Origin of the sequence: Kineobactrum sediminis (genome assembly GCF_002868715.1) — a bacterium.
Lineage (GTDB): Bacteria > Pseudomonadota > Gammaproteobacteria > Pseudomonadales > Halieaceae > Kineobactrum > Kineobactrum sediminis.
The window spans coordinates 71,953-93,553 of the sequence record NZ_PKLZ01000016.1 but is presented as its reverse complement, the minus strand read 5'-3'; the positions used below and the strand labels follow the sequence as shown (position 1 = coordinate 93,553).

General features: G+C 57.7%; 18 protein-coding genes. 9 read left to right on the top strand and 9 right to left on the bottom strand.

Features of this window, described 5'->3' with window-relative positions:
* Positions 1-329 precede the first annotated feature (329 nt).
* From CWI75_RS17305 to CWI75_RS17285, 5 genes are all read right to left on the bottom strand, one after another.
* Complete coding sequence (locus CWI75_RS17305) at positions 330-1,460, bottom strand: nucleotidyltransferase domain-containing protein (protein WP_101522782.1); 1,131 nt, start codon at positions 1,458-1,460, stop codon at positions 330-332.
* The gene (locus CWI75_RS17300; protein WP_101522781.1) at positions 1,457-2,374 is read right to left on the bottom strand and encodes an HprK-related kinase A; all 918 of its coding nucleotides are present in this window, start codon (positions 2,372-2,374) and stop codon (positions 1,457-1,459) included. Before CWI75_RS17300 ends, CWI75_RS17305 begins: the two co-directional genes overlap by 4 nt.
* A gap of 1 nt (position 2,375) precedes the next feature.
* Entirely contained in the window at positions 2,376-2,600 is a 225-nt protein-coding gene (locus CWI75_RS18835) for an HPr-rel-A system PqqD family peptide chaperone (RefSeq protein ID WP_277621778.1), read from the bottom strand.
* Positions 2,601-2,644: 44 nt separating this feature from the next.
* A complete protein-coding gene (locus CWI75_RS17290) occupies positions 2,645-3,268 on the bottom strand; it encodes a hypothetical protein (RefSeq protein ID WP_101522779.1) in 624 nt (207 codons plus the stop codon).
* A gap of 591 nt (positions 3,269-3,859) precedes the next feature.
* Positions 3,860-6,568 carry a cytochrome c peroxidase gene (locus CWI75_RS17285; protein WP_101522778.1) on the bottom strand — a complete coding sequence of 903 codons (2,709 nt, stop codon included), beginning with the start codon at positions 6,566-6,568 and terminating at the stop codon, positions 3,860-3,862.
* A 245-nt stretch (positions 6,569-6,813) separates the two neighbouring features.
* Between CWI75_RS17285 and CWI75_RS17280 the strand changes: the two genes are divergently transcribed.
* Positions 6,814-7,497 carry a response regulator transcription factor gene (locus CWI75_RS17280; RefSeq protein WP_101522777.1) on the top strand — a complete coding sequence of 228 codons (684 nt, stop codon included), beginning with the start codon at positions 6,814-6,816 and terminating at the stop codon, positions 7,495-7,497.
* Between the two features lie 113 nt (positions 7,498-7,610).
* Here CWI75_RS17280 and CWI75_RS17275 read toward each other — a convergent pair whose 3' ends face one another.
* From CWI75_RS17275 to CWI75_RS17265, 3 genes are all read right to left on the bottom strand, one after another.
* Positions 7,611-8,756, bottom strand: a complete 1,146-nt coding sequence (locus CWI75_RS17275; RefSeq protein ID WP_101522776.1) for an FG-GAP repeat domain-containing protein — start codon at positions 8,754-8,756, stop codon at positions 7,611-7,613.
* Positions 8,757-8,854: 98 nt separating this feature from the next.
* The gene (locus CWI75_RS17270) at positions 8,855-10,117 is read right to left on the bottom strand and encodes a hypothetical protein (protein WP_101522775.1); all 1,263 of its coding nucleotides are present in this window, start codon (positions 10,115-10,117) and stop codon (positions 8,855-8,857) included.
* A gap of 246 nt (positions 10,118-10,363) precedes the next feature.
* Positions 10,364-10,816: a nitroreductase family deazaflavin-dependent oxidoreductase gene (locus tag CWI75_RS17265; protein WP_241521283.1), complete on the bottom strand. Its 453-nt coding sequence runs from the start codon at positions 10,814-10,816 to the stop codon at positions 10,364-10,366.
* Between the two features lie 210 nt (positions 10,817-11,026).
* On the opposite strand from CWI75_RS17265, the gene CWI75_RS17260 reads away from it, so the two are divergent.
* A complete protein-coding gene (locus CWI75_RS17260; RefSeq protein ID WP_101522773.1) occupies positions 11,027-11,572 on the top strand; it encodes an SRPBCC family protein in 546 nt (181 codons plus the stop codon).
* Here CWI75_RS17260 and CWI75_RS17255 read toward each other — a convergent pair.
* Positions 11,529-12,824: a serine hydrolase domain-containing protein gene (locus CWI75_RS17255; protein WP_101522772.1), complete on the bottom strand. Its 1,296-nt coding sequence runs from the start codon at positions 12,822-12,824 to the stop codon at positions 11,529-11,531. The genes CWI75_RS17260 and CWI75_RS17255 overlap by 44 nt on opposite strands.
* Before the next feature lie 201 nt (positions 12,825-13,025).
* On the opposite strand from CWI75_RS17255, the gene CWI75_RS17250 reads away from it, so the two are divergent.
* The 7 genes from CWI75_RS17250 to CWI75_RS17220 all read left to right on the top strand — a co-directional run bounded on the left by CWI75_RS17250 (position 13,026) and on the right by CWI75_RS17220 (position 21,588).
* A complete protein-coding gene (locus tag CWI75_RS17250) occupies positions 13,026-13,391 on the top strand; it encodes a DUF6763 family protein (protein ID WP_101522771.1) in 366 nt (121 codons plus the stop codon).
* 92 nt (positions 13,392-13,483) lie between these two features.
* The gene (locus CWI75_RS17245) at positions 13,484-15,067 is read left to right on the top strand and encodes a GNAT family N-acetyltransferase (RefSeq protein WP_162300121.1); all 1,584 of its coding nucleotides are present in this window, start codon (positions 13,484-13,486) and stop codon (positions 15,065-15,067) included.
* Between the two features lie 12 nt (positions 15,068-15,079).
* Positions 15,080-15,907, top strand: a complete 828-nt coding sequence (locus CWI75_RS17240; protein WP_101522769.1) for a class II glutamine amidotransferase — start codon at positions 15,080-15,082, stop codon at positions 15,905-15,907.
* Between the two features lie 62 nt (positions 15,908-15,969).
* Positions 15,970-16,968: an amidoligase family protein gene (locus tag CWI75_RS17235; protein WP_101522768.1), complete on the top strand. Its 999-nt coding sequence runs from the start codon at positions 15,970-15,972 to the stop codon at positions 16,966-16,968.
* Positions 16,953-17,648: a gamma-glutamyl-gamma-aminobutyrate hydrolase family protein gene (locus CWI75_RS17230; RefSeq protein ID WP_101522767.1), complete on the top strand. Its 696-nt coding sequence runs from the start codon at positions 16,953-16,955 to the stop codon at positions 17,646-17,648. Before CWI75_RS17235 ends, CWI75_RS17230 begins: the two co-directional genes overlap by 16 nt.
* Before the next feature lie 153 nt (positions 17,649-17,801).
* On the top strand, positions 17,802-20,489 hold the full coding sequence (locus CWI75_RS17225; protein WP_101522766.1) for a cation-translocating P-type ATPase: 2,688 nt from the start codon (positions 17,802-17,804) through the stop codon (positions 20,487-20,489).
* Positions 20,490-20,616: 127 nt separating this feature from the next.
* The gene (locus tag CWI75_RS17220; protein ID WP_206604776.1) at positions 20,617-21,588 is read left to right on the top strand and encodes a sugar ABC transporter substrate-binding protein; all 972 of its coding nucleotides are present in this window, start codon (positions 20,617-20,619) and stop codon (positions 21,586-21,588) included.
* The last annotated feature ends 13 nt before the right edge of the window (positions 21,589-21,601 follow it).

Below are 21,601 nucleotides of genomic sequence, written 5' to 3'. Positions count from 1 at the left end.
ATTTAGCCGTTTTAGAACCGTCCGTGGAAGCGGGGTAGAACCCAAATGGTAAGCTTAGGAGATCTAAGAAATAGCTTTTGTTTGCGCTAGCGTAAGGGTTAAGTTCGGCCTTTCTAGGATAATTGGTTCGATTCAGACACAGGTATACATAAGTGATTGATCTAGTTAAATATGACGCGGGTTCAATTCCCGCCGCCTCCACCAAACACCAAGGGCCTGGATAACCTCCAGGCCCTTTTTTGTGCGAACCCACCACGACGGCGACTGACAGGCGCGTGCACGCCGCAGTATGCGCCTGCGCGGCCTGACTTAGAGCGAATCGGAGCGCCTTATATCTGCCGATTGCCAAGCGGATCCATCTTCGGAGTGACCATAGGCTCGGGGAGCAGGTTCATTGATTTCATCCCCTTGCGAAACAGGTGTGGCAACAACAGGTGTAATGGCATTCGCAGGCTATGGCCGCGCACATACAGGAAAAACCTGCTCAATCCCGTCCACTGGTCGCGACACGTTGCGTGATCCGGTAGCAAACCGCGCAGGAACACCCTGTCCAGAGTCTTCGTTGCCAGAATGCCTGGAGCTGCCGGGCGCAACTGCGAAATACTGGCCTGCGGTACCTCCAGATTCAATACTTGCTGTAAATACCGCAAGCTGTAATGCAGGGGTCTGGCCAGATTGAGCTCATAACCACGCTGTACCAGCTGTTCCCAGGCCTCGGGGCCCGTCATGAAGTGGGTGACCAGGTCGCGCAGGTCGAAAAGGTCCCGGAGACCATGATCAAATTCGCCGTCGTGGAACAGGTGCACAGCACTATGAAGAATCATGTCGGGGCCGGCCAGTACCCGAACATTGTCGTGGCCGGGACAGGCTACCGAAGAAGCCAGCAGTTTTTCAGGATCAGGACGCAGGCGAGCAGAATCCGGGATCAAATTGTGATGCACATCGACAATACTGTGGCGCCGGATATGACGCATGGGTGGCAACTCGTGCATCCAGGTTCGGTAATAGCGCTGGTCATAAGCATCATGATAGGCCGAAGCCCAGCCATGACGCATCAGGGCGATTTCAGCGGTCTGAAGCTGGTCCCTGGAAACGAGCAAATCAAAGTCACTGAATAAGCGACAGCGCCCGGGTGGCAATGCCGCCGCCTCGTAGGCGGCACCTTTCAGTAAAACAAGCGGGATCTCTACCTGCTTTAGCGCCAGGGCCAGGTGATCCACTTCCCAGCGCACAGCCCGCCGCTGACAATCCCGCAGGTACATTATCGACTCCAGATGTTTTCTTGGGCCGGGAGGCACAGAATCGAGAACTCCAGCCTCTTCAAGGACTGTCGCCAAGCGCACCATCAACAGTGAAACGCGCGCCTGCGCAATAACCTGCTCCCAGTCGCCCAAGCCAAACCCTGCAACCCTTTCCGGCTCCAGCAAGGCATCAATTAACTGAGACGCCGGCACACTCATGCGGATATGACTCCGGTCATTTTATCCAGGGCAGCGATAACATCATCAAGTGAACTGTACTCCGCCTGGAACCCATCTACGTGGTCCACTGCACTCGCCAGCGCATCAAAGCCTCTTGCGCCTAGAATACTGTAGTTGAAAGCATTATCGACCAAGGCCATAAACACGTCGGCCTTGGCCTGTGGCGCCAGGTGCGTGGAGCTGCCCGCAGCATAGTGGGGGAAAACAACCCAGCGGGGCCGGGCCGGTATCGACACACGCTGCATGCTATCCAGCGTTGGTCGCAAATGCGCCACGGTACCTTTGGTGGTGTCGGGGATCGGGTCTGTGAACACCGCATCCGGGGCGAAGTGACGCAGAATATCGATGGATTGGTTCTTAAGACTAACGGGGCGGCATAGTGGATGCACCAGACCGGTATCGGGATCAAGCAGGATCAACTCGTCCGATAGCAACCGCCACCCACGCATCATCAGGGCGGCACACAAGGTACTCTTACCGGAACCCGAGGGTGCCGGCAGTAACAGCGCCTCACCATTACGCTCCAGGACGGCGCCATGAATAATCAGATAGTTGTGCGCATGACTGTAAATACACCAGTTCATGCCCCACTCGAGCAATGCCAGGGCCTGTTTTCCCGGCAGCGGCTTGAATGGAACGATGCCGTCAAGATCGAAAAGGGATTGGGGCCGGTAAAAACGGCGGAGTCCTTTGGCAAGACGCACGCGAACGTGGAAGTCGGTGAAGCTATCGGTAGCGGCCAACTCGGCATCGGCATACAACGTTGCCAGCTGCGTCGCCACATCCCCAAGGGAAGAAAAAATCCGGAATACGAAGGGCCCTGTCACCAGGCCGAGGCCGGGGCCCTTTAACTGCTCGTACACCTGTTGCTTCGAGAGACTTCGCAGCTGCAAATCAGGCCTGCTCCAGCACGTCAAGATCTAACAATAACCCGGCAACCGCCAGGAAATGCGCCTCATCTCCCGAGGGGTCGACCCGGGCACGCAGACGGGCTGTTTCCATCGCGCCCTGTTCAGACAGAGCCCGAAGCATTGCGCCGGAAGGCTTATCTATACGGTGGGTGTCACCACTGATGGGATCATATATCACGGTGGCATCATCCCAAGCTCGCCAACGCACCCCATAAGCTGCCAAAGCAAGGCCACACTCTGCTTCGATCACTGTCACAAGGGCTTAGCGGTCCACTTGTCGTAGAGGTTGTTGGCGTACTCGAGATCCTCCTTGAGCTTCCGAAACTCCGCTTCGGGAGCGCCGCCAGAGATCACGCTGAGTCCACTATACATCATAACCACTTGGGCAGCGGTATACATATAACCAACAGGGTTCGGTCCTCCGGGGGGGAACGTAAGGGCATTCAGGTAAGCAGCAACCAAGTGCATTCCAATGTTCGCCGGGTTGGCAGTGCTGCGGCCATTAGTATCTATGACATTCTCCAGAGTCTGGCCTGCAAAGAGGACCTCAGATTTGCCTTTTAACTTGACCTCACCGAAAATGGGGATAAACAGGCTGGTCAAATAAACAGGCTCAGGCCATTGCAATTTTCCGTTCGGGCTTTGCCACCAGCCAGCGGAAATACCGCAACCTTCGAAAGTATCCTGGCCGGACAAGTTCGCGGAAGCCATAGCGGAGGGGCTGCACATAGTCCCACTGGCCCAAGCGGGACGACTTGCAATGGTCAGTAACAATGACGAGGAGGCACCCAGGGCGACCAGCTTGCGCCTGCGTGCGTCCATCTGCGCATCACCGCCCGAAACTTCCGGGGTTTGTTTGTCTTGCTGCTCGCTCATTGCATTCTCCTCCACAAAGGACTGTACAGCCTATCATAACCGCCAGCCTGCTCGTGCTAGAACTACCTAACCGTGATCCGTTTCACAGTCTGTTCATTATTTAAAGCAAAAATCACACCAATATAAAAAATCATATCTAAAACATAGAGTTGCCTTACTCAGGCCGTCTCAGAAGGAAGACTATCCGAATCCAGCGACACGGAATGTAAAAAAAACCGACATCCGACGTTTTTTGTCATCTTCGCCCTGCCTGCCCTGATAATGCCTGGGTATGACCCTGATCTTCGCCCCAAAAATCTCCAATCGGCGATTATTTTCTGGCAAGGGCACTCTAAATAATAGCACAAACGCACTGCTTGCCTAGGGTTCAGGTTAGCTGGAAAACGGCGTAAAACCTAACCGCTGCAGCACCTGGCATGCTTTAGCGGGCCACTAGATCATCTTACACCCCGGATGATCTTGGCATTCCCCCGGCGCGCCTATGGCGATGACGCGAGACAGTTTCAGGATTTGCCTGGGGGCGAGAAAAGGCGGACCGATCTTCCCGGATCGGCCCGCCCTGGCACTGGTTTTCCTCCGGCAGTTTGCCTGTTAGTCAGCCACGACAGCCTGGAGCGGAACATCAATCAATGATCTTCCAGCCGGATCGTCTTTGTCCACTATGCCCGGCATTGAACATGCCACAAGCAGACTGTGTGCTCCATCTATGCCATCAAGCTGTTCCTCGAACGTTTGCAGCCGATTCTCATGACCGCCCTGCCCGACAGCAGGGATAGATACCAGTAACGTCTGGCCGGTAGCAGGATCATGCCCATGGGGCACACACAGTTCCGGATGATCAAACTTTCCGGAATCATGAGCAACACGCCAATCGGTCAGACCGGTCTCCATCATCTCAATCACCGAGGCCTCGTCAGTCGGACCAAGATCAAAGATCCTCATGCCCGCGTCCAGGTTGTTGAAGTTGATGGTCGAAAAGTGACCGGCAGTCTTATAGGTTTCCAGTACCTGTCGCAGGTTTTTCTTGGCACCATTGTGGAAATATGGGCCGGTAAACTTCACGTTACGCAGACCGGGAGTCTTGAAAGCGCCATTCATCAGGATTTTCTCCCCGGGAATAACGTCCCGTATGCACTGGTTGGTATTGGGGTTATTGTTGGGATCGCCATTTCGCTGGTCCTGCGCATTTGCGTTGCCAACCAGACCGGGGCCACAGGCCAGCGCAAGATCGAACACCCGAGGCGTGAGATCGGTCGGTGAGGTCGGGATCTTGAGCTCTCCGGATGCTATAACATCAGCAATCATCGCAATCGCCGTTGGGTTTGGTAACTCCGCGCCGCTTTGCAAAAGGGCAATCGCCTCTCGCAGTTTGGCGAAGGACAGCGGGACCCCGTTTATTGCGTCACCGAGTGACAGGTCTTCCACGGAAGGCCTCACCCCAATGTTATAAAATCCGGCATCGTAAACATGAGCCTGCCCGTTGAAAGCAATCATGCGCTCTATGGGTGCCTCAAGGGCTTCCTTACGCAACTGGCCAGGCGGCAATGGCGGAACCGGTGCCGCACCAAATCCGGTTAACGCCGAGACAGTCGCGCCGGTGAACTCCGGATTGAAATGGCAGACCGCGCAGGCAGTGGCCCCCGCAAAGAACCGCCCCAAACCCCGATCAATATTCAACAGCGCGTTGATCGCTACCGCTTGATTTGGCGATCCGTTGCAAGTCAGAGGGTCCATACAACCGCCAATGGCTGTGCCTGGGTCCACCGGAAACCGGGCATTTCCAGACTCCGCGCCAGTAACGGCGCCGGGATGGATGAACTTGGCATAATGCGCGGCGCAGATCTGCTCGGCATTGTCGGTTGCCGCCTCATTATTGTTGCCTGCAAGCATGGCAATGCAAGTCTCGAACGGCATTCCGGCAACGTCACTGATCGTCACTGCCCGTCGTCCGGTTCCCCTGGTTACGGCACCAGTGGCTACGCCACCTGCCAGCAGGTCAACGATAGTATTTTCCGTGAACAGGGTTGCTTCATAAGCCTGCACAGCCAGACCGAAGAACAGAGCAAAATTGTACTCGAGTAGGGTAAAGTCCTTTGGCCCGGAGTCCGCACAGTTAATCACCCTGACCAGACCTTCTGCATCATCAACTACAAGACAGACATCTTCGCCATTTTCATCTCCCCAGAACCGCCTATCAAACACATCCCGGACCAGGTCCGCGTAATGGACGTCGACCAGTCCTCGCTCACTACCAATACCACTACAACCCGACAAGTCACCAAGCAGGGAATCATTACAGGCAATCAGCTGCTCGGCCAGTGGCACAAGCTGGGAAAGCTTGCGCCCTATGTGCGCAAATTTCCGATTGGCAAACTGCATCTCGAAATCACTGAGTGGCGGGCCAACGGCTTGGGAAGCCAGGGACGAGAAAGGAATGAGGAGTTTTTCATCCGCAACCTGCCCATCAACATACGCCTTGACTCTGGCGGTTGGATCGCGGAATCCCAGGGGACTCACCCCATTGAAGAAACTATCAGCGCGACCATCCCAGAAGTTTCGGAGGTTATAGACAGCATTGATAACGGTGGGGGCGTTACGGGGTTCAACCCTTCGCGCGGTAGCAGGTATCCCGAGTCCGAGCTCGGTATACAGCACATTAAAACCTTCATCGGTGGTCGCCAGCAAAGCGAAATCCACTCGCTCTCCTGATAGTCCTGTAAAAACTCCGGCCCGGACGCCCTGGGATGAAGCGATATCGTTAATATCGAGGCCCGGATCTCCCTTCTGGCCACTACCGGGTGTTCCGTCCGTGGCATCAACGCTCCAGCCCTGGCTCAAAAGATGAGATTCGTTCACCGGAAAACCCACGACGGTACCAAAGTCATTAGCTCCACCATAGTGGGGCGAAGTCAGGGCCTGATTGGCCGCCAACAGATCAAGCTCAAAGTCGCCGCCCTTGAGTCCCGGGCTCATCTGGTTGTTACGACGGTGGTCAGCGCCTGCATGATAATGACAGGTGGCGCAGGCGGTGACGCCGTCTCCACCAACCTGCATGTCCCAGAACAGGGCTTTGCCCAATCCCTGTAATGCCCTCTTTTTTTCAGGTTGCGTAACCTGCAGCCAGGCTCCGTTCCCTGTTCCATCCAGCAGTCCCAGCATATTCACATCGGGGACCGTAACCTGGTTCAGGGGCGCGACTTCCTGGGCCTGTGCGCATGGCACCCCCAGCAGCAGTGTCGCAAGCACAGCCACCGGCAAGCGGCAAGGTTGACTTCGTATTATTCCAGATTTGCTTTTCATATCGGCTCTCCCGGCACATTCAGTGCCATCGCTTTTTTTGCCTCCCGAGAGGGCCCGCAGGACACACTTGTTGTCATCGATCGGAATAACCGCGACTTGCAACAGCGGGAGGAACCTTGATTAAGCCTAAGAAAGGTCCGACAGGTGCGCCTGAGTCACTTCTCCCTATCTTTGTAGCCGGGATGAACTAATATCTTGGTAGAAAAGCAGGATATATCTCCCCCACTCGTCCGGAGGGAAGTGATGTGTCAATACGAGGTAACGGGGCAGCACCGAAAGTACTGGCGGTTTCCGATTACCCGGTTCTTAACCTCGGGTTAGAGAAATTCGTTTGTTCGAATGCTCCCCACCTGGAGTGGAAGGGTGCCATATCGGAACTAGGCAGCCTTGCGAACGCGATTAAGGCTGGTGCAAATATCATCATGACAGATCTGGACTCAGCCCTTGGACAGGACTGCGTGAACTTGCTGGGGCCAATCAACCAGGTTTCCATCGTTGCGCTTATAGGATCCGCCACTGAAGATCTGGTCGAGGCATCGGTCCTGAAGGGGCTCAAGGGCGTCGTTCAGAAGCAGGCAGGGAGCAATGTCCTTCTCAAAGCAATTCTGGCTGTTCATCAAGGGGAGCTGTGGCTGGATCGCCAGGTTACAAGCCGGCTACTGCGCGGATTAACAGCCCGCGAGGCCAATCCCGGGAGCATCCTGGACCGGCTGACAAAAAGAGAGCAGATGATTTACAAAGCTGTCATCAAGCAGGCGGGAGCTCCTTCACGATTGATCGCCACAGACTTGCACATTAGCGAACACACCCTGCGAAATCATCTGACGGCCATCTACTCCAAGCTGGGAGTGTCGAGTCGGCTCGAGTTATTGGTCCTGGCACAAAAGGACGTTGCGCAGATAAAGCCGGCATTACCAAAACGAGGTTGAATCTCTGGTTTATTGCGGCATTCCCCAGGGCACCACAAAGGTCGAATGCAGGGTCCAGCGGCCGTACTTGCAGTGTGCAGTTCATCCCGGGAAATAAAGATTAAATCCAAATTTCAGCGCCACGTCGCATGGCGGACCACGCTCGCCCCCATGTCCAGGTACAGCACTTCAGCCGCACCATTTCCATCAAGGTCGGCAAGCGTCGCCCGATAGGGGAATGATTCAACACCCGATTCCTCAATCTCGTCGAAGGAGCCGTCGCCACGGCCACGCAGCAAGCGCAATGCGTAGTTATCCTGGCCCGGTTGCGCGATGGGAACCCGAAGGATGTCCTGGAAGTTATCGCCGTCCAGGTCCCCGATCCGGATCTGCGAAGCGCCGTTAAGCGCAGCGGGAGCCGCAGACAAATCCCACTCCTCGCCTTCCCGGGACAAGATGAGCAGCATCGGTCTCTCACCATCATCCGAGCGCGACGAGGCGACGAGGTCCACCACCCCATCGCCATTCAGGTCACCCCCGGCCAACACCTCCACGATACTGCGGGCCGACTTACCGATGAAGATCTCGGTCGGGCTGCTCATAGCGTTCGAGTACAACAGAATCTTGCCTGAGCGGGGAAGAAGAGCGGCGAGATCGAAGGCGCCGTCGGCATTCACATCAATCAGGTCAGCGTCATCCAGGCCCCGGGCGCTTTGCAGCCTCGAGCGTGCGAATGGACCGGGGTTGGCAACATCGCCGTTGTTCCGAAACAACTGGGTGACCTGGGGCATCGCGACATCGAGATCGTCGTCACCATCGACATCGACGAGCGCGGGTCTGGATAAGGAAAAGTCAGTGGTGAAGCGGGTCTCTTCCGGGAATGATCCCGTTCCGTCATTGTGGAGAACCATCAGCACCCGCTCGCTTGGCCCGGATATATTCAACACCAATTCCGGAACCTCGTCATCGGTCAAATCGACAAGGGCAACAGAGGTGACGCCGCGCTCGAAGCTTCGAATGATCGAGGGACTGCCCACCCCGCCGGCTTCACCGAGCAACACTTCGACATGGCCAACGCCCGACGACGCCGGGCCGTCTGCCCGGACACAGCCGACGACCAGGTCAGTATTCCCATCCATATTGAGGTCACCGACCGTGAAAGTGTGAGGCCGCAGCCCCTCATCCAGGCATACCGGAATCTCGGTTTCGCTCACAGGGCCGCAGCCGGACAGTCCCAGAAGAATTACGGCGAGGCCCGCCGCTGCTGATTTTTTATGCATGGTTTCTCCATGTGCCTGTTGTCCTTGTTGCGGACGGGGGGCACTCTCAGTTTTTGCGGCAATACGAACTGGCGGCGAAGTACCGCCGGAAGCGGATACTACGGGTGATAACGGGTGACGACGCCCGCAGCTCGAACATCACTGTCCGGAGCGCTGTCATTGGGTGATCCGACCCAGGCGCGTCCGCCATCCAGTACCACGAAGCCGTCGCCGAAATTAGCGTAAGACGCAGGCTCGGTGCGGGGCAAGCGACCTTTCAGCTGCCAGTGCCCGTCATCGCGGGCAAACACGAACACAGCGCCCGCGTCGTCGGCCCCGGCATCATCGCGCGGTGCGGATACAAGGGCGACACCGTGATCAAGGGCCAGCGCCGCACCGAACTGGTCGCCCCGGGCCGGTGCATCCGAGTGCAGCACTGCCTGGCGGGTCCAGCCCCCGTCGCCCAACGTATAGGCAAATACCGCGCCCCGTGATTCACCTGAATCATCCGGAGCCCGGCGTGCTCCCACCAGCGCCGTATCTCCCTGCAACGCTACCGCGGCACCGTAGCCTCCACCCTTTTCGCCGAGTTCCTCGGACAGGCGCGCAACCTGCTGCCAGGCACCGTTGCGGTACTCGAACAGGTAGGCGGCTTCCGCATCGTCCATGCCGGCGGCGCCGACCAGGAGTCGCCCGCCATCGAGCGCCACATCGGTGCCGAAGCGTTCGCCCGCCACTGGTACGTCGGGGAGCAGCGCGGTCCCTTCAGTCCAGCTGCCATCGTCTGTGCGACGATAAGCCATGACCAGACCGGCATTCTTTGCCTCCCCATCATGGCCCGGAGCTCCGGCGACCAACACGCCTGCGTCCAGGTCGAGCGCCGAACCAAAGATTTCAAAGCCATTCCTGCTTCTTCCGGGTAGCAACAGACGGGCCTGCTCCTGCCACGCGCCTCCTTCCTCGCGGTACAAATAGACCGCGCCCCTGCCGCTCTGGATTCCCGATGCGCCGGCAGCCAGCCAGCCGTCCTCCACAGCCACCGCATACCCAAGACCCGCGCCAACGCCGACATTCTCGAGGCTCAACATACCGTTCTCCTGCCAACCGTTGTCACTGCGCTGATACAGGAAGATCGCACCGGCATCCTCAGTGGGGCCATCGTTCCCGGGGGCGCCCACGGCCGCAATGTCACCTGCGAGTGCTACGGCGCTACCGAAAGCCTGCCGTGCCTGGGGCTCTGCGCGAACAAGAAGTTGCGGCTGAGCCGCAAGCAAGGCGTCGGCGCCGGATCCCGCCAGAACGGGGCCGGTGAGAAGCGCAGTTGCGCCCACGGCGCCGATCAGGGAAAAGAAAGGATGAGTGCTTGCTGGTGATTTAGTCATGGCAATATTCCATCAAAGACGGTTTTCGGAAAAACCGGTAAGGGCGCGGCTGAAGTGTCGCAGCAAGCTGACTGAACTGACGAACGATAAAGTGAACGGGGGCCAGCAGAAGCAAAAGCTATCGACAATGTTATTGTAAAAAGAGCCTACAGCAGATAAAAAAGAAACGAAAGCCAGGGGCTTTCGGTCTGCGACCAGCCCCCATCAAGCTGCTGTCACGCTGATTACGCAAGAACTGGCGCCGGTTCAGATCCGCTCCAGCACCACTACCGGAATCTGCCGCTCGGTTTTGGCCTGGTAGTCGGTATAGGGCGCATAGTAATCCACCATCATCTGCCACAGCCGCTCGCGCTCTTCTCCCTCAGCGTCCCGTGCCCGTGCTTTGAAGTGGTCACTGGCAACCTGGACCTCCACTTCGGGATTGGACTCCAGGTTCAGGTACCAGGCCGGGTGTGCCGGGGCGCCCCCCTTGGAGGCGATCACACAATATCCGCCATCGCCGGTGGGCCGATAGATCAGGGGCAGGGTCAAGGCTTTGCCGGATTTGCGCCCGGTGGTGGTGAGCAACAGGGTGGTCAACATGCCTTCGCCGCCTCCCAGGGAGGCATCCCAGTAGTGGCCGGCTTCGGGGTCACGCTGGTAAAGCTCAATGTGCTCCCTGATCCAGTCAGGTAGTGAGGCGGGAATCTGTGTGTCCATGAGCATTACTCCGGTTCAGGCATGACGTAACAGCATAGCGCGGTATGTACTGGATACAAACAGTGATGCGCCGTCTGTGCTTCGGGACCAGCACCGCATCCATAGCCAGCCGACTGATACCAGTTTCGAATGACATCATGACGACTTATGATCGGGTAATGCCCTACACTGACTGCCCACGCTTCCTCATTGCCGGGCAAGGAGCCAATCATGAGCCAGGAATTGAGCGCACAAACGCTGATAGACCTGCCAGTAACCGAGGCCTGGGCAAAACTCAGGGACATTTCCCTGGCGCACAATTACGTTCCGGGTATTGTGAAAACCGTGATAGTCAGCGAAAACTCCGAGGGCCCTGGCGCCAGTCGCTATGTGTATCGCAACGGGAAATCGTATATTCAGGAAACCGTGGAAGAGTGGCACGAGGGCAAGGGCTTCCTGATCCGCCTGCACAGGGGCGACAAACCCGCCCCGCCGTTCAGGAAGGCCTGGTTCCGATACGCCCTTGAGGGTAACGATTCAGGACAAACGCTGTTTACCGCCACTCTTGAGTATGAAATGCCCTGGGGACGCCTCGGTGACTGGCTGGGCCGGCGGATGGCTGGCGTCGTGGGTGCTACCCTGGCCGATGTGGCGATTGCCATGAAGCTGTACTACGAGACCGGACAACCGACTACCGCCGCTGCGCTGAAGGCTTACACAGCGCGGCCGGACGCTACTCCAGCTGCAGTGCAAACGGCTTCGGGTCGCAGTCCCTGACCGGAACCGTCTTGGCGATACTGCGTATCACATTCACCAGCGCTGGTATGTGGTGAGCGATCACGGGCAGACCGGATGTCAGTATGGCCGCGGACAGGTCCCGCTGGGGATCGGCCCAGGCAAACTTGTTCACCAGGCCCAGGTGGCCGAAAGCCTGGCGGCTATTGGGCCCCCAGATGCCAAAGGGCTCGTCACCCAGCATCAGGCCGGCGCTGAAGCGCATGGGAATAAACAGCGTTCTGTCCAGGGTGCGGGTGCCGAATTCCTGCAGGGTGCGCGCCACGGTGCGCTCGGAGCAGATGCGCCTGCGACCCCATTTGCCGCCGTTTAGCATCATCTGGAAAAAGCGGCAAGCTTCCTCGGCGGTACCGGCCAGGTTCCCGGAAGGAATGATGGCTTGCTGGAAGCGCGGGTCGTTGGCGAGCTTCTCTACCGAGACGATGTCGGTGCCCAATGCGCGCTTGATAAAAGCGCCCATCAGCGGTCCCGGCCGCGGCCCGGTGGCATAGGACTGCGCCAGGTCATCCAGGTATTCGTCTTCAATACCGTAGCTGAAATACTTCATGCCCATGGGTTCGCGTATCTTTTTGGCGATATAGGCGTTGATATCCGCGCCGGTCACCTGGCGAACCACACGTTCCAGCACAAACCCGCCGGTGATGGCATGATAGGCCAGCCTGGAACCATCGGTAACGATGGGTTTGGCGTCGCACAACAGCTCCCAGGTGCGATCCTCGTCCCACAGCACTTCGAGGTCGACGTCTTTCGGCAAGCCGGGGATACCGCCGCGGTGCGCCAGGATCTGGTGAATGGTGATATTGTCCTTGCCCTTGCGCGCGAACTCCGGGGCATAAAAGGCTACCGGGTCCGAGACATTAACCAGCCCGTCTTCCTGCAGCATGTGCATCAGCAATGCGGTAATACCCTTGGAAGTGGAGAAAAGGCACATGGGGGTATCGGGTGTAGCCAGCACTTTTTCACTGTCCGGATCGTCGTCCGGCCCATTACCGCGCGCATGGCCAATGGACCGGGACAGGAGTACCTTGCCCTGATGGCGGATACAGGCGGTGATGGCGGGGTGAACGCCGGTCCTGTATAGCTTGACGATAGTGTCCCAGATCCGCTCCACATCGGGCTGTAGCAGACCGACGTCGCGAGGGTCGACTTCCTTCTTTTTGTCGATAGTGATTATCGGGTCGAGGTCCCGGGGAATAGCGCTCAGGTGGAAAACATGTTTACGCAGTAGTTTCATTATTGTGCTCCGTCTCAGCCCGGCCAAGGCAGCAATACCGCCATGCTAGCCGCGGGGCACCGTTCAGCGCAATGCTGTGCTGCGCGGCGCAAGACACAGCGCTGCGCCTCCTTCGGGATTTTCACCTAAAGTTGATCACTGTCAGGAAAAGCGCGCAGGATTGACTACTTTTAGAGGAAAGCGTGCAAAGTAAAGGTGGCCATGATGCCGAATGAACTGGACCCACTGCTCGGCCAGTGGTACTTGCCGGCTGACAATAGCCAGCGATTCCAGGTTATCGCTGTCGATTCCGAGGCAGATACTGTCGACATCCAGCTTTTCGATGGCGATATTGAGGAATTATCCTTCGATGACTGGGCCGAACTCGACATAGCCTTGTGCGAGGAGCCCGAGAACTGGAGCGGCGCTCTTGATATTGGCGAGCAAGACGATTTCGGCACGGAAGTTACCGACACATCGGCTGAAGACTGGGCGGAATCCGGTGAAGGGTTTCGCCCCGCTGAACAGGAGGGTGCGCCCGACCGGATATTTCGTACCGGGAACCCCAAACGCGAAGGTTCCGAGTAGCCAGGGCTACCCAGCTGCAACAGCGCAAGAACGCCCCAGTCCAACACTCCTCAGTGCTTCCCCTTCTGGGAGCACGAGACATGGAGGCAAGCATGTACGATAACTCTTCGTCGATCACCAATCTCGACCTCGTCATCGTTCTGGCCGATTCCCGGCTCGACAATCCCTACCATGCCAACGAGGCGCAAAAGGCGCACGACCGTGGTGATGTCGTGCGGCTGCAAGAGGCCATGGGCCGGCTGGGTGACGGCAACAATCGCGTCACCTATCTGGATAACCATCGTCACCTGCTTGATGAGTTACGCCGGATCGACCCCGACCTGGTGCTGAATTTTTGTAATGCCGGCTTCGGCAACCAACCCGAATTACAGATGCACGTGCCGGCGCTGCTGGAAATGTTCGGCCTGCCATTCGCCGGGGCAGATGCCGCCTGCCTTGCGAAGTGCCATGATAAAGCCTCGATCAATGCCGCTGCCATAAATCTTGATATCCCCACGCCACGTATGGAATTGCTGCGACTGGGCACGGGCCAGCTACCGCAGCACTATCCCGTCATTCTGAAGCTCAACGAAGGCAGTGGCAGCATGGGGATCTCCACAGGTTCGGTGGTCAGGGATCCCCGGCAAGCCTCGGCACGACTCTCGGAACTGGCTCGGGAGAGTCCGGCTACCGAGTGGGTAGTCGCAGAGGAATTCCTCGACGGCCGCGAGTTCAGCGTAGCCGTGCTGGGCAATCCGGAGCCCGGAATGCCGCCATTCTGTCTGCCGGCGCTTGAGGTCGACTTCAGCAAGCTGCCTGCGAACCTGCCCAGGATCATGACCCACGATTCAAAAGCGGACTCGACATCGCCGTACTGGCAACAACTGGCGATCGTTGCAGCGGATTTACCGGACACTACACGTGAAGCTGTCGAACGCCAGTGTCTGCAGATATTCTCGCGGTTCGGTTGCCGTGATTATGCCCGCTTCGACTTTCGGACCGATGCTCAGGGTACACCGCGACTGATTGATGCGAATGCGCACCCGGAATGGGGTGCAGAGAGCATGATGGCCAGAATGGCGGGCTTTGCAGGCATTCAGTATGAAGATTTTCTGGGCCACATTATCCGTAGCGCGCGTTGCCGCGCCGCACCGAAGCGACCCGCCGCACTTTATTCGGAAAACCGGGCACCGATGCTGGATGCGCGGGGCATTCACCTTCGCCCCACCCGACCCGAAGATATTGCCTTCGTCCGAGAAGTAGAGTCGGCACCGGAAAACTGCAGCATGGTCGAGCAATGGCCGGCGGACAAGCACCTGGACGCCCTGTATCAACCACATCGGAAACATCTCATCATTGAAGACGAGGCTGGGAAACCAGCCGGTTATGCGATCCTGGAGGGACTACAGGGCCCTGAGCAAACCGCCTTTCTCCGTCGTATCGTGGTCGCCCACAAACACCATGGCATCGGTGACCGGGCCCTGCAGGCCATCGAAAGCTATTGTTTTGATGAGCTCGGCGTAACCGACCTCAAACTGGAGGTTCACGACAACAACGGTAAGGCGATAGGCCTGTACAGAAAGCATGGCTTCAGGGAGGAGGGCCGATACGGCATGGTGCAGATGGCGATGCACAATCGCCACTTCCAGGCACCGCCCGCAGTGCACGGCGACTCACAGCGCCACTCGCCGCGCTGAGGAGGCTCAGCCATGTGCAGAATGGTTGGCTTCATAGCCACGCACCCAACCGCGCTCGGCTGTACCCTGGTCGAAGCGCCTCATTCACTGCTGGCGCAAAGCAGCCAGGACCTTGAGGGATTTGCTCACGCCGACGGGTGGGGCATCGCCCAATGGGGAGAAGACGGCGTCTCGGTCATGCGCCACCTCGCCGCCGCCCATGAAGGAGAGGATTACCGGAACTTCGCTGGTACGGTCCGGGCACGACAGGTCATTGCCCATGTCCGCCAGGCCACCGCCGGCGATATCTGCTTTGAAAATACTCATCCCTTCGTGCAGGGCCCCTGGGTATTCGTCCACAATGGCACCATCCGCCACTTCAGGGAACAGGTGAAGGCCAGGATGTGGCCCGAAATCGCGCCCGATTACCGCACACGAATACGCGGAACTACCGACAGTGAAGTCCTGTTCCAGCTATTACTTACTCGGCTTGACGCACGGCCTGAGATAAACCCCGTCGAGATCATTGCCACTGTAATCAGCGACGTCGCCGACTGGTGCGCCGCGGCTGGCCCCTGCGAGAACCTGGGGCTGAGCTTTCTGTTGAGCGACGGCGAACGGTTTTTCGGTGTGCGCTGGCAGCAGACATTGTGGATGCTCCAGCGCACCGAAACGCGCGATGCAGAGATTTGCGGACACCCTCCCGATGATGACGCGAAGGGGTACCGCGCACTACTTGTCGCCTCGGAACCGCTAACCGATGAGCGCTGGCTGCCAATACCGGAGTATTCCGTATTCGAGGTTGAACAGGGCCGCGACAAGCTGGCGATAACACCCCGCATCCATACTCTAAGGAAATGATCTCAAAAAACGGATATCATTGGGCAGTGAAGGATTCGCCAACAAACACTGAGCCAACCTCCATGACGAACCAAAAACCACTTTTGAAAGACCCTCCCTGGCTTCATAACGAGAGCGGGGAAACCCGGCATATCGGTATCGAGATTGAAATGACCGGCCTCACCCTGGAGGAAATCACCGAGCTTGTCGCCAGGGAACAGAACGGAACCATCACGTCGAAGGGACGGTACGAGCGCCAGATTACCGATCAACAGGATGCTGACTGGCTGGTTGAACTCGATTTCCACTTGCTCAAGGAAATGGGCAGGAAGCAAAGACCCTCCGGAGAACTGGGCAGTGAGCTCGGCGATTCCGCCGAAGAAGCCCTGGCCTGGGTTGCCGAAAGCCTGGTGCCTTTTGAACTGGTGAGCCCGCCCTTGCCACTGGCCCGGCTACCGGAAGTTGAGGTTTTGATTCAGCGTTTGCATGAGGCCGGCGCCAAGGGCTCATCAGACAGCCTGGTCAATGCCTTTGGCATGCAGCTGAACCCCGAAATACCTGACGCCCGTCCGGAAACCCTGACCAGTTTCATCAAGGCGTTTCTGTGCCTCTATGACTGGCTACACGAGCGGGCGCAAATAGACTTCTCGCGCCAGGTCACCAGCTATATCAATCCCTATCCAGCCAAATATGTCAAAAAGGTCACTGCCAAAAATTACTGGCCGAACCTGGCGGAGCTCATTGATGACTACCTGGAGGACAACCCAACGCGTAATCGCGCCCTGGATTGCCTGCCGCTGTTTTTACACCTGGATAAATCCAGAGTCCGCAATGTGACCGACGATCCTTTGATCAAGCCGCGACCGACTTTTCACTACCGCCTGCCCAGTAGCGAAATTCAGAATCCGGTGTGGGGGCTGCATAACGCCTGGAATGACTGGCTGGAAGTGGAATACCTGGCCGCAGACAATGACCGCCTGCAGAAGTGCTGTGAGGCCTATAGCCGGTATCTTCACAATCCGCTGAAAAGACTGACCGGCAACTGGGTAAAGGAAGTGGAAGCGCAATGGCTAAACCACTGATTGCGATCACCGGACCGGTAAAAGGCGCTTTCGGCCCGCGTTTTCTGGTTGCCCTCGCGATACGGCTCTACGGTGGCCAACCTTTGCAGCTCCGACCCGGCCAGGAGCCAGGCCAATACTCTTTTGACGGCGTGGTGGTTACCGGTGGCCACGATATTGATCCCGTACTCTACGCCGCGGAACCCGAAGTAGAGCCAAAACATGATGTGGCACGGGATAAATTCGAGATGGAAGTTATTGACCTGGCCATTAACAGGCGCCTGCCCATGCTGGGCATCTGTCGCGGGGCCCAGTTGCTGAATGTGTATCGCGGCGGCAATCTGCACCAGGAACTCAGTAGCCACCGCGAGAAAACATCCCATCGTTGGACAATATTCCCGCTGAAAACCCTTTGCATACAATCCGGCACCTGGCTGGCTGAATTCATGGGTACTGAAACGGCAAAAATCAACAGCCTGCACAACCAGGCAATTGCTGAAACCGGAGCGGGTTTCACCGTGGCGGGGCGAGATCTGGATGGACTGGTACAGGCCATAGAAGACCAGGGATATGGTTTTCTCATTGGTGTGCAGTGGCACCCGGAGTTTCTCATCTTCATGCGCCGCCAGCGGCGATTGTTCCAGGCCCTGGTTAATGCGGCCGCCAGCGGTGCCTCACGCAGGTCCGGATCATCAACTTAAGTCCTGGTATCCGGGGCGCCGGTTAGCGCTATCACTCCACCCTGAAATAACCTTCCCTGCGTGCTTCGCCAAAGCGGAAAACCCGCCGTTTGCTATGCTGGTAAGTAGCCTGGGCAATGAGTGCCATGCAGGTGAACATCGGGGTTTGATCAGATGAGTCAGCCAGCAGAGAAATTTTATTCACTGGATCCAGAAGAGGTACTTGATCACTTCACCGCCAACCAGGATTCCGGCCTTTCCGGAGACGAGGTTGATCAGCGTCTCGAACAGTACGGAGCCAACGTACTTCGCGAAAGCCAACCTGTCAGTACTCCACGGATATTCTTCCGACAGTTCAAAAGCGTGGTTATCCTGCTCCTCGGCGCTGCCGGTGCCCTGGCTCTGCTGACCGGTCGCTGGCATGAAGGGATAGCGATAATCGCCGTGATGCTGATTAACACCCTGATCGGGTTCTTCAGCGAATGGAAGGCGTTGCGCTCGATGGAAGCGCTACGGGACCTTGGCAAGCAGCAGGCGCAAGTGCGCAGGGATGGCGGCGAGCACACTATTGACGAACAAAACCTGGTGCCCGGCGATATTGTATTGTTGAGCCCGGAAACCCTCGTGCCGGCAGACCTGCGACTACTTCCGCGCAAAGGTGAGAAAACCGAAGAAAGCCGTGAAGTGCAGGTGAATGAGGCGGCGCTCACCGGAGAATCGGTGCCGGTGATGAAAACACCAGAAGCAGTGGCGGCAGACACCGTGCTCGCCGACCGTACCTGCATGCTCTATAAAGGCACCAGTGTTACCGATGGTGATGGCGAGGGGGTTGTCGTCGCAACCGGGATGGACACCGAGCTGGGACATATTTCGCAACTCGCACAAAGTGCAGAAGGCAAGACAACACCATTACAAAAGAAACTTGACGAGCTGGGCGGCCAGCTTGCCTGGGTCACTATCGGTATCACCATAATAGTCGCCATTACCGGGCTCGTCGCCGGTCGCGACACCATGGTAATGATCGAAACCGCCATTGCGCTGGGCATTGCTGCCATTCCGGAAGGCCTGCCCATTGTCGCTACCGTAGCACTCGCGCGCGGTATGTACCTTATGTCCACCCGCAATGCCGTGGTAAATCATCTTGCGGCGGTGGAGACACTCGGCGCCACCCGCATTATCTTTACCGACAAAACAGGCACACTCACCGCTAATAAAATGGTGCTGAAGAAGATTGTCACCCCGGAGGGCGTGCACGAGTTGGATGACAGTCAGCAAAACAAGCCGGATCTTGCCAACGAGCCACTCCTGAGACGGGCGCTCGAGGTCGGCGTACTGTGCAACAACGCCAGGCTTGAAGACCAGCAGCAAAAGCGCAGCGGCGACCCAACGGAACTGGCGCTGCTGGAGGCGGGTGCCCTCCTGGACAAGGATCGTGCGGAACTGCTTGAGGAATTCCCCGAGGAGCGCGAAGAACCGTTTGATTCCGACACCATGAAAATGGCCACTTTCCACCGTATCGAAGGCGGTTTTCGGGTTGCGGTAAAGGGCGCACCCGAGGTGATGCTTGATGCCTGCACTGCGATGGCAACAAATGAAGGTGAAACAGCGCTATCGGAGGATGAAAGGGACTCCTGGAAACAGCGCGCTGACGAACTTGCCGGAGAAGGCCTGCGCCTTCTTGCAGTAGCAGAGAAAACAACCCAGGCGGTCGATGATGACCCTTATGCGCAACTGTGTTTTCTTGGCCTGGTGGGCATGGCGGATCCTCCGCGCGCAGACATACGCGAGGCGGTGGAAGAGTGCCAGCAGGCCGGCATTCGCGCAGTGATGGTAACAGGCGATCGACCCGATACGGGGCAGGCTATTGCCGAACAGGTTGGGCTGGCCAGCAGCGGTGCGGCGATTCATGGCCGCGATCTGGGCAATATCGAAGCCCTCTCCACAGAGGAGCGTAACAGGATCCTGAAGGCCGACGTTTTCGCGCGAGTCACTCCTGAACACAAACTTCAACTGGTAAAGATTTTCCAGGATAGCGGTGAAGTGGTCGCGATGACCGGCGACGGGGTCAATGACGCCCCGGCCCTGAAGCAGGCCGATATCGGTATCGCCATGGGGGAACGGGGCTCGGATGCGGCCAAACAGGTCGCCGACATGGTTCTTCGCGATGACAACTTCTCCACCATTGTTACCGCTGTCCGCCAGGGCAGGGTCATATTCGCCAATATACGCAAGTCCGTCATTTTCATGCTTTGCACCAACCTGGCTGAAATTCTGGTGGTGTCCCTTGCTTCACTGACCCAGGCGCCACTGCCTCTGCATCCACTGCAAATATTGTTCCTGAACATACTCACGGATGTCTTTCCCGCCCTGGCACTTGGCGTCGGTGTTGGCAGTAGCGGTGTCATGCAAAGCCCTCCCCGGCCATCCGGGGAAGCTGTCATCACACGTCATCACTGGCATGCGATTGGAGGATGGAGTTTGGTTGTCGGTGCCTGTGTGCTTGCCGCATTCACCCTGGCATTGCTATGGCTGCAGGTGGGTGAAACCGAGGCTATTACCATATCGTTCCTGACGCTCGGGTTTTCCAAGCTGTGGTTTGTGCTGAACCTGCGCGATCGCGGCTCAAGGCCCTGGAACAACGATGTGGTCCGCAATCTCTGGATCTGGGCAGCGCTGGTATTTTGCAGCTGCCTGCTGCTCCTTGCGGTCTACTGGCCACCACTTGCCGGTGTCCTGCAGACGGCCATACCCGGCAGTGACGGCTGGATGCTAATACTTGGAATGAGCCTCGTTCCGGCAGCGCTGGGCCTTTTTGCACCCGGCATCAGGTTTCATACTGTGTCCAATTCCAGCCGGGGTTAAGAACGGGTATTTCCAACCGCCCCGCGCAGTCTCCTCGCACCCTGCTGATTTCTGGGGTAATCTGCCCTGTGTCTAAATAACTACAGTGCTCGCAACATTCAGCGCTGGCCTCTAAAGGAACTTTTTAATGCCACCCTTTCGCTCAATGCCCTTAAGCCGATTGGTCACGGGGCTGATGCTGCTCGCGGCGCTGACAGCCTGTACCCGGGAACCGACGCCGGAGACGACAGCTGACCCGGCACCGCTGCGTATAGCTCTGGTGATGAAGTCACTGGCAAATGAGTTTTTCATCAATATGGCAGACGGCGCCCGCAGGCACCAGGCAGCCAATGCCGACCAGTATGAACTGGTTGTCAATGGCATCAGGAACGAAAGCGATCTGGCCCAGCAAGTGGCGCTGGTGGAACAGATGATGGCGACCGGAGTAGATGCCATCGTGATCGCGCCGGCGGACTCCAAAGGGTTATTGCCGGTGGCCAGGCGTGCTGCAGCCCAGGGCATCGTGGTAGTCAATATCGACAACCGTTTTGACCGCGAAATCCTGGCCGGAATGGATATCAGCATTCCCTTTGTCGGGCCGGACAATCGTGCGGGTGCTCGCAAGGTTGGCGATGTCCTGGCAGCGGAACTAAAGGCCGGCGACCAGGTGGCCATCATTGGCGGCAATCCCGGCGCGTTCAACGCCCAACAACGCCAGGCGGGATTCGAAGATGCCATGCGAGCCGCCGACATCGAAATAGTCTCAGTCCAGGCAGCCGACTGGGAGCAGGCACGCGCCGCCAATGTTGCCGCCGCCATCCTCGGCGAAAACCCCGAGCTCAAAGCATTGCTCTGCGCCAATGACAGTATGGCCCTGGGCGCTGTAGCCGCGGTACGCCAGTCGGGTCGCGCCGGGGAAGTGCTGATCGTGGGCTTCGATAACATCTCCGCCGCCAACAGTCTGGTGCAATCGGGCGAGATGCTCGCTACAGCAAACCAGTACGGCGACCAGTTGGCCGTATTCGGTATCGAGTACGCGCTGGAGATACTGGCGTCCGGCCAGGCGCCAGCCGACCGGGATACGCCGGTTGATGTGGTTAAAGCCGGTGCCGGCCAGTAATCGAGTACTATTC